General features: G+C 37.1%; 9 protein-coding genes. 4 read left to right on the plus strand and 5 right to left on the minus strand.

Features of this window, described 5'->3' with window-relative positions; all coding sequences use genetic code 11:
* Nucleotides 1–244: 244 nt before the first annotated feature.
* The 4 genes from trxA (at nucleotide 245) to CDZ78_RS13860 (ending at nucleotide 3,298) form a co-directional block, all read left to right on the plus strand.
* Nucleotides 245–571 carry a thioredoxin TrxA gene (gene trxA, locus CDZ78_RS13845; protein ID WP_087870539.1) on the plus strand — a complete coding sequence of 109 codons (327 nt, stop codon included), beginning with the start codon at nucleotides 245–247 and terminating at the stop codon, nucleotides 569–571.
* A 195-nt stretch (nucleotides 572–766) separates the two neighbouring features.
* Entirely contained in the window at nucleotides 767–2,023 is a 1,257-nt protein-coding gene (gene rho / locus CDZ78_RS13850) for a transcription termination factor Rho (protein WP_087870540.1), read from the plus strand.
* A 121-nt stretch (nucleotides 2,024–2,144) separates the two neighbouring features.
* The gene (locus CDZ78_RS13855) at nucleotides 2,145–2,744 is read left to right on the plus strand and encodes a hypothetical protein (RefSeq protein ID WP_087870541.1); all 600 of its coding nucleotides are present in this window, start codon (nucleotides 2,145–2,147) and stop codon (nucleotides 2,742–2,744) included.
* A 125-nt stretch (nucleotides 2,745–2,869) separates the two neighbouring features.
* Nucleotides 2,870–3,298, plus strand: a complete 429-nt coding sequence (locus CDZ78_RS13860) for a hypothetical protein (protein WP_087870542.1) — start codon at nucleotides 2,870–2,872, stop codon at nucleotides 3,296–3,298.
* Between the two features lie 386 nt (nucleotides 3,299–3,684).
* Here the strand turns inward: CDZ78_RS13860 and CDZ78_RS13865 are convergent, their stop codons facing one another.
* The 5 genes from CDZ78_RS13865 to proC form a co-directional block, all read right to left on the minus strand.
* Nucleotides 3,685–4,707, minus strand: a complete 1,023-nt coding sequence (locus tag CDZ78_RS13865; protein ID WP_087870543.1) for a quinone-dependent dihydroorotate dehydrogenase — start codon at nucleotides 4,705–4,707, stop codon at nucleotides 3,685–3,687.
* A 12-nt stretch (nucleotides 4,708–4,719) separates the two neighbouring features.
* Nucleotides 4,720–5,817: an NAD(P)/FAD-dependent oxidoreductase gene (locus CDZ78_RS13870; RefSeq protein ID WP_087870544.1), complete on the minus strand. Its 1,098-nt coding sequence runs from the start codon at nucleotides 5,815–5,817 to the stop codon at nucleotides 4,720–4,722.
* A gap of 373 nt (nucleotides 5,818–6,190) precedes the next feature.
* Nucleotides 6,191–7,183 carry a DUF4124 domain-containing protein gene (locus CDZ78_RS13875; protein WP_087870545.1) on the minus strand — a complete coding sequence of 331 codons (993 nt, stop codon included), beginning with the start codon at nucleotides 7,181–7,183 and terminating at the stop codon, nucleotides 6,191–6,193.
* A gap of 33 nt (nucleotides 7,184–7,216) precedes the next feature.
* On the minus strand, nucleotides 7,217–7,792 hold the full coding sequence (locus CDZ78_RS13880; protein WP_087870546.1) for a YggT family protein: 576 nt from the start codon (nucleotides 7,790–7,792) through the stop codon (nucleotides 7,217–7,219).
* Nucleotides 7,792–8,619: a pyrroline-5-carboxylate reductase gene (proC, locus tag CDZ78_RS13885; protein ID WP_087870547.1), complete on the minus strand. Its 828-nt coding sequence runs from the start codon at nucleotides 8,617–8,619 to the stop codon at nucleotides 7,792–7,794. The genes CDZ78_RS13880 and proC overlap by 1 nt, the downstream gene beginning before the upstream one ends.
* Nucleotides 8,620–8,866: the final 247 nt, after the last annotated feature.

An 8,866-nucleotide genomic window follows, 5' to 3' on the forward strand; every position in this document is an offset into this window, starting at 1 on the left:
TTGTATTACATGGTGATATTTCTCACCCAGACAAGGCAGAGAAAGAGCTGCTTGATGAATATGATGTCACAACCCATAATTCAACTCGCATGACTGCAGTAGCACTTCGCTATGCTTTTACTCGCCAGCTATGGCAAGTACTTGCTACAACAGCTTAAAATTAAATAGCAGATTACATAAAAAATATTGACAAAATGTGGCTATAAAGCGATATTACCCCCTTATAAATAATTTGGAGAATAGCGTGAGTGACTCAGTCCTTCATGTAACAGATAGTAATTTTGATGAGCTTGTTTTAAAAGCCGGTATACCTGTTTTAGTTGACTACTGGGCTGAATGGTGTGGTCCTTGTAAAATGATCGCTCCAGTTTTAGATGAAATTTCTCAAGAATATGCAGGTAAAATCACTGTTGCAAAGTTGAACATAGATGATAATCCTGCCACACCATCTCATTATGGTGTACGTGGAATTCCAACACTGATGTTATTTAAAGATGGCGATATTGAAGCTACGAAAGTTGGAGCATTAACAAAATCACAGCTTTCTCAATTTATCGATAGCAACATTTAAAGTACTCAACTTTATTAAAGTTCTTGCAGGAAGTAACAACAATTATTTGTTACTTCCCTGTTTTATGCGTATACTACAAATCTGGTGCTAATCTCATCTGCACCTTCTGCATATCAAAATAACCACATCCTAATCTAAGCTGATTTTTTTCTTTCAGCACAGACACACACATATCTTTTTTTAAACTTTCTTTGTATGAACCTTACCGAACTAAAATTAAAACCAATCACTGAAATTATTGCGCTTGCTGAAAACCTGGGAATTGAAAATGTTTCTCGAACGAGAAAACAAGAAGTTATCTTTTCTATTCTAAAAAAACAGGCCAAAAGTGGTGAAGACATCTACGGTGATGGTGTCATAGAAATACTACAAGATGGTTTTGGGTTTTTACGAACACCAGGCAGTTCTTATTTAGCTGGCCCTGATGATATTTATGTTTCTCCTAGTCAAATCAGACGTTTTAGCTTACGCACTGGAGACACCATAAGTGGAAAAATCAGACCCCCCAAAGACAACGAACGTTATTTTGCAATGCTTAAGGTTGAAAGAATCAACTTTGAAGCTCCTGAAAATACAAAACATAAAATTCTATTCTCTAACCTGACACCTCTATTCCCTAACAAACGTTTTATTATGGAACGTGGTGATGGTAGTAGTGAAGATTTAACAGGCAGAGTAATTGATTTAATTTCTCCAATAGGTAAAGGACAACGTGGCCTAATCGTTTCACCTCCAAAGGCAGGTAAAACCATGATTCTGCAAAGCCTGGCACATGCCATTGCAGAGAATAACCCTGAATGTTACATGATCGTATTGCTTATTGATGAGCGTCCAGAAGAAGTAACGGAAATGCAGCGTTGTATTCGTGGAGAAGTTATTTCCAGTACTTTTGATGAACCCGCAACACGTCATGTACAAGTTGCTGAAATGGTCATTGAAAAAGCTCGTCGCTTAGTTGAACATAAACATGATGTAGTCATTCTGTTAGACTCTCTTACACGTTTAGCTCGAGCCTATAATATGGTTGCCCCTTCATCAGGTAAGTTATTATCTGGTGGTGTCGATGCCAATGCATTAGAAAAGCCTAAGCGCTTCTTTGGAGCTGCACGTAATATTGAAGAAGGTGGTAGTTTAACCATTATCGCAACCGCTCTGGTTGATACTGGATCACGTATGGATGAAGTGATTTACGAGGAATTCAAAGGAACGGGTAATATGGAATTACACCTGGATCGGAAAATTGCTGAGAGACGTATTTATCCTGCGATTAATATTAACCGCTCTGGTACGCGCCGTGAAGACTATCTAGTTGACCCGGAAGCACTGCAAAAAACCTGGATTTTACGCAAGATCTTACAACCTATGGATGAAATGGCTGCCTCTGAATTTATACTTGGCAAACTTAAAGACTTTAGAACGAATAATGAATTTTTTGAATCCATGAAACGTTAAAAGATCAGTCAATGTTTCATATAAGGATATTCAAGGGTTTTGCTAATAAATTACCTAAGTATAAAAACTGAAAGTGATGCAAAAAAAAATTCTCAATTACTCTTACAAAGAGTAATCCTTTATGAGACTATTGAGCATTGCAATATTTTCACTTGCCATTCATTTTTTTTCTTTATCAGCAAGTGCCGCCGATCAGGATATTGACATTACAGGTATCTATCAGTCCTTAAGTGACGATAAAGATTATCTGACTATTAACCGTAACAATGATCAATATGTTTTAGTGAACATATCCAGGAATTTAAATTTATTATATAAATTAGATCTCATTACAGAACATGAGTTTAAGTATTCTTCAATTAACCCACCAGTTGAAGAATTTGCATTTACTTTTCAACTCGACAGTAACGTGCTTAAATTGCCGGTAGGCAGTCGCATTTCACTGGAATTTATTCCAGATATAATTACCCCATTTCCTGATAGAAGCACCAGCATAACCACTCTTCAATATCCTATCGTATCATTTCGCACTTCAACCATTACAAACAATGGCGTTGTCACTACAACTGTAGAAAAAGCTCCTTATTGTTTAATATCACTGAATATTGATCCAATTAATCATAATATATCCATAGGGTTTAACAAATTCACATCGCCTGAATTCATTGGTACTGATAAAACCTTTATATCCATTGAGCAAAATTATAAAAAAATATTCTAATCCATTTATAAATTTTCAGTATTTTTTTGAAAGGTGTAAATTCAGGCACCCACTTTTACAGATTTTATGCCAATAAGATTACAATGCCTCGTAGTATAATGAAACCAGAAAATCAGGAGAATAAAATGCAAAAAATCAGGACTTGTGTTTTTATAGCAGCATGTCTTTGTCTATCACAACAATCAGCTTTTGCTGAAGATGTTGTTGACCATACCATTACACACCCAATTGAAGAGGGAGTTAGCGCTAGCGAACCTGAGCCAGTAAAAGAAGTTGATAAGAACCAATCACAAATCGAAGATGACACGACAGAGACTGATGATTCTTCACCAACTGCCAAAGATTACCTATCAGAAATAATTATTCGCCCCGTAGCAGTGGTTGGCAGTGTGACAGGATTAGCAATGTTTATTGTTGCATCACCATTCTCTGGACTAGCCAGCATACCAGAGCCACACGATGCTTTTAAAATGACATGGGATAATTTCGTAGTTACCCCTTATCATTTTGCCTTCCGTCGCCCATTTGGTGATTATTCAGTGGAATTAAACTAAGGCATCTGGAAATAAATAACCGTCCAATTTTTAAACGTTAATAAGCTAGATTCAATAATCTTTGTGGATAATTTTGACTATCCACTTAACAGGAAAAATTGCAATAGGTTACGCATCGCATACCTTTCAGAGCTGCTATAGTTTCTCTGAAATTTTCAAGCAATATTCGGAAGCGGGATCTTTAGTCCCGTCCAGGCATGCGGGACTAAAGATCCCGCTTCCGAGAATTTCTGACTGCCCAGAATTTATGGAAATTATTTACCTGCAGCCTAGAGGTATGCGATGCCATACCCCACACAAAGCTTATTCCGCGTTAAATAAGTCGTCTAATTTTGGATGATTTAATTTTTCCATTTCCCCTAAAGTTCCTCCTACTTCTTTTTAAATCAGCTATTAGACAGGCCCTGCATAATCTGGTGTACTAATTCAGGACCTTGATAAATCAAGCCGCTGTATACCTGAACTAAACTCGCTCCTGCATCTAGTTTCTCTTGTGCATCAACAGCATTCATTATCCCACCCGCAGCAATAATGGGTATCTTGCTTTGCAATTCATCCGCTAAACACGCTACCACATAAGTTGATTTTTGTTTAACAGGTGTTCCACTCAATCCACCTATTTCACCCGCCAAAGGATTACCTTGTACAGCATCTCGCTCGATAGTGGTATTCGTGGCAATCACACCATCAATAGAATACTCTATGAATAGCCCGGCAATATGCTGAATTTCCTCATCACTGAGATCAGGTGCTATTTTTACTACAATAGGTGTATATTTATTATATTTCTCTTGTAGCTTTAATTGTTCTTCCTTTAAAGCAGACAGTAACTTTTTAATTACATCACCTTGCTGCAATTGACGCAGATTTTTCGTGTTTGGCGAAGAAATATTTATCGTTATATAGCTAGCAGCTAAGTAGGCTTTACGTAAACAGATTAGATAATCTTCTGTTGCTTTATCAATCGGTGTATCAAAATTTTTACCAATATTAATACCTAGCACGCCTTTATACTGACAAACCTCTACCCGCTTTAGTAAATAATCAACACCTTGATTATTAAAGCCCATACGATTAATAATAGCCTGATGTTCAGCCAGTCTAAATAAACGTGGTTTGGGATTTCCAGGCTGTGGACGTGGAGTAACTGTACCTATTTCTATAAAACCAAAACCAAGACCCGATAGAGCATCAATATAGTCGCCATTTTTATCTAAACCAGCAGCCAGGCCAACCGGGTTTTGAAAATTTAGGCCCATAAGCGACACAGGATTTTCAATCATCGCCGGATTTAGTAATTTATCCAGGCCTATATTATGTGAAAGTTTTAAACCTTTTAAAGTTAGATAATGGGCTGTTTCAGCATCTAACTTTAAAAGTAAGGGCTTTATATAAGGATAATAATTCATAAGGTTTAAACTTTAATGTTTAGCTGATAATTGATATGGTGAGGAATCTAAGGTAGTTGCCTGATTCGTCATCATTTCATAAAGTAATTGTGCTGAAGCCGGACCCATCGCAAACCCGTTTCTAAAATGTCCTGCACTGATCGCTAGATTATTAATCTCAGGATGCTTATCAATATAAGGAATGCCATGCTGAGTACCTGGGCGTAAACCAGCCCAGTGATGAAGAACGGGCGCCGACTCTAAAGCAGGAAATAATTGCCTGGCAAATGCCACTAGAGATTGTTGTGCCTGCTCCGATGTTGTTTTATCAAAGTCAGCATACTCTACCGTGCTACCACATAAAATTTTTCCATCGCGCCTAGGTATTAAATACCGGTCATTTTCCAGGACCATGGTATCTAAAGTGTCTACTGGCGTATCGAATATCAACATTTGTCCTTTCACAGGAAAGACATCAACGTGCATATCTTTCGAATCAGGAAATATTTGTCTCCATAAATGGCCACTCCATGCCCCCGCAGTAATAACAACAGAATTAACCGGGAAAGTTTCCGATACACTAGCTATTTGAGTAATCTGCTGATTAGTTATACTGATTTTTTCTATTGCACAGTGCTCTACAATCTTCACACCACGCTGCAATAAATCCTGCTTAAGTGATTTAAGTAAACATGGATTTCTTACCTGAGCAATTTTATCAAGATATAAAGACTGATTATTAAGCAGAAAATCGTTTTGTTGCTCAATACTTACTGGAGAGGGATTTATAGAATGCTTATGGCACCAATGCAGGGCTTTATCTATATCAGCAAGCTGGGGCATTAATAAACCACTAACAATATACTCAGGATCTATGCCCGTAGACTCAATCAATGTTTGTGCTAACTCAGGATAAGCCGCAATACTAGGAATAACCAGTTGACTAATAGCATCCGGCTGACGCCAGGGGTATAGGGGTAATAAAATCCCTCCACCCGCCCAGGATGATTCCTTGCCAATTTCCTGTCTGTCTATAATAGTTACATTTGCTCCAGCTAAAGAAAACAAACGCGCACTTAACAAGGCAGTAATACCACCGCCAACAAAAGTTATATCGGAAATAGAGTGCATAACAAATAGGGTAATTGTACAGATATCTACTGGTTTTTAGCCCTTTAATAAACCCTAACTCACAGGGAAATAATGCTTAATGAGAAGGTCTAAACAGTTACCAGATAGAAGTTAAAAAATAGCTTGTCATTATACCTTTTGCACCTCGATAACACAGTTAAGAATGTTTTGAATTTGATCAAAATCCTGGTTTCCAGGCTTAAACCTATAAGTACCCAAGGTAAATTAATTTAACTAAAATAAGGCATCAATGTAAAGCGGACTAAAGTCCGCTCTACATGTCTATTAGCATTACCAAGGTATTTTCTAAAAAGGTTAAATAAATTTTGCAGAGATACTTATTTGTACTTTGAAAGCAAGGTTTACAGAAGATTTATTTTTTTAAGGCAGTTTCGATATAAGGTTTAAAAGAACGGCGTATCATGTCTACTTTCTGACCTTGACACAACTCGGTACCTATAGTGGAATTATGGCAGCGTACATCTAAAAATATACTGACTTTATTATTTTCGCGCTTAGACCTGGATACTGACAGACTGATACCCGTTTCTTTAATTGGGTCATTGCCCATAACCAGAGTTTCGGTATTAAAATTAATCCCTGTCGTAGAATTTAAAATAACAAACTGCGTAGCTTCTTCCCGGGCTAACTGGCAGTCTTTTTCATCCTTACAATGATATAAACCTAGAGTATCAGCAGCTTTTAATTCTGCCATTTTATCACTTACTTTTTTTGCGTTTGCTTTATTGCTGGTAGTTAAAAAGAGAAAGCGTTCAATTTCTTTATCAAATTTTGTTTCTATTCCCTTTCTTTTTTCCAGTACTTTATTTATATTCAGTTGAGTCGTTTTAATATTGTTTTCTATTTTATCGATTTGTTTTAAAACTGCTACCGGAACTTTTTTTCCACTTCTTTCCGCATGTGCTGCTCTTTTGCGTGCACTGTCTAAATTTTCTCTTAAAATTTCTACGGTTTTTTCATAAACACGCTTCTGCGCATCCACTGCAAGTAACTTGCCATTTAATGTTAAACGTAAATCATCGACATTTCGAAAGGTGCTTAATAATACTTTATCGTTTGATTTCTGTCTGACTATAATCTTTTCCTGCTCAGTCCTTAAGATCTTTAGCCTTTTTTCCAGAGCAATTTGTTCCTGAGTTTTAGCCGCTCTAACTACCTCAACAACACGCCCTTGCTCATTTAACACATTACGCTCCAGCCTGGATTGACTGGGGGGAATTCTATCAGAATAAAATATACGCCCATCTTTACCTACCCAGCGATACATTTTTGCATGCACCGGTGACTGCAATGCAATCACCCCGGCAAGCATAGTTATATATAAAATAGGACGGAAATAAATCATAACAAATAGTAGTTAATGAATCTGATAACAACGTTATCCCACAAGAGAGATTAACTGCTGTAGAGGTGGGATGATTAACATTTTAGCTAATTGTAAACCTACTAAAACAATAAGAGGTGATAAATCTATACCACCGATATCAGGCACCATTCGTCTACAAGAAACTAATAATGGCTCAGTTATGCTGTATAACAAATTGGAAGCGGCGTTAAAAGTACCCGGGTTTATCCAGCTTAAAAGTGCGCGTGCAAAAACAGCAAACACAAACACATTAATTAATAATGAAATTAACTGGCTAACAGATAATAAAATCAGTGCAGCAAAACTAAACGGGATGCCTTTTAATGTCAGCGTGATGATGTCGGAAAACATTTGCAAAGCAAGCACAAAAACGATAGACGAAGTATCTACTTTTCCTACAGCTGGAACATAACGACGTAATACACGTAAAGGCGGATGGGTTATTTTCACTAGAAATTGGGAAATAGGATTATAAAAATCACCTCCTACTAACTGTAATAGAAAACGTAAAACAACCGCTAAAATATAAAAAGAAAAGACTGTATCCAGTAAAAAAATGATTGGATCACTCAAATAAGTTGAACCCATTATTCTGCTCCCAATTCTTTAGATAATGAGATGGATCGATCATTAGCAGCCTGTAAAGCGTTTCTAACTAGCTCTGTAAAACCACCCTGTTCAAATGTAATAATCGCTTGTTCTGTTGTCCCACCCGGAGAGGTTACACGATGTCTAAGTTCTTCTGGTGATTCTGTCGATTCCAGTGCTATTCTTGCAGCACCCAAGGCAGTTTGTTCAATTAATAACTGAGCAGTATGCCGTGATAAGCCCAATTCTAATGCTGATTTTTCCATCGCTTCCATCAGCAAGAAGAAATAAGCAGGACCACTACCAGAAACAGCTGTGACCGCATCTAACTCACTTTCATTTTCCACCCAGACAGAAATCCCCACTGAACGCATAATATTTTCAGCTAGGTCATGCTGTTCTTCAGTCACATTCTTATTAGCATGTAAACCTGTTGCACCCGTTTGCACTAATGCAGGTGTATTAGGCATACAACGAACAATAGCTTTATCTGCTCCTAGCCATTTACTTAAACTTGCCTGATTAATACCCGCAGCAATTGAAACCAGCAAAACATTTGCTTTATTAAAACTACCAATCGAACTCTTAATGACTGCTGCAATCGCCTGAGGTTTAACAGCTAATACCACCACATCAACTTCAGCTATAAGAGCATCATTAGTTGCCGATGTATTAATATGCATACTCGTAGCCAGGCTAGATAGCTTCTCTTGATCTGAATCTGCAACCCAGATTTGTTGAGCTGAGTGTCCACTGGCAATTAAACCGCTAATTAAGCTGTTTGCCATATTACCGCCACCGATAAATCCTATTTTCTTTGTTTTCATTATATAAGTAATCTCGTTATTGCTACCAATTTAACAAACTCACACTATTATATAGAGGCTACGAATAAACTCGAACCTTATAATATTCAATTATCACTCTCTTAAGATAAGGGCATTTTACCTGTTTATCAATCATTACATTTTCTTTTTCATATTTGAGTACATAAGATATTCTAAACGACCAAAGCAATCAATCACCAAGGCTACACTTCATACATAAATACACCCTATAACGTATCCGTTGGTT

Origin of the sequence: Bathymodiolus platifrons methanotrophic gill symbiont, assembly GCF_002189065.1 — a bacterium.
Lineage (GTDB): Bacteria > Pseudomonadota > Gammaproteobacteria > Methylococcales > Methylomonadaceae > Methyloprofundus.

Excerpts from the sequence above, each read along its gene's own strand:
- rho (WP_087870540.1), top strand. The coding sequence starts at position 767 with ATGAACCTTACCGAACTAAAATTAAAACCAATCACTGAAATTATTGCG.
- CDZ78_RS13855 (WP_087870541.1), top strand. The coding sequence starts at position 2,145 with ATGAGACTATTGAGCATTGCAATATTTTCACTTGCCATTCATTTTTTT.
- CDZ78_RS13860 (WP_087870542.1), top strand. The coding sequence starts at position 2,870 with ATGCAAAAAATCAGGACTTGTGTTTTTATAGCAGCATGTCTTTGTCTA.
- CDZ78_RS13865 (WP_087870543.1), bottom strand. The coding sequence starts at position 4,707 with ATGAATTATTATCCTTATATAAAGCCCTTACTTTTAAAGTTAGATGCT.
- CDZ78_RS13870 (WP_087870544.1), bottom strand. The coding sequence starts at position 5,817 with ATGCACTCTATTTCCGATATAACTTTTGTTGGCGGTGGTATTACTGCC.
- CDZ78_RS13875 (WP_087870545.1), bottom strand. The coding sequence starts at position 7,183 with ATGATTTATTTCCGTCCTATTTTATATATAACTATGCTTGCCGGGGTG.
- CDZ78_RS13880 (WP_087870546.1), bottom strand. The coding sequence starts at position 7,792 with ATGGGTTCAACTTATTTGAGTGATCCAATCATTTTTTTACTGGATACA.
- proC (WP_087870547.1), bottom strand. The coding sequence starts at position 8,619 with ATGAAAACAAAGAAAATAGGATTTATCGGTGGCGGTAATATGGCAAAC.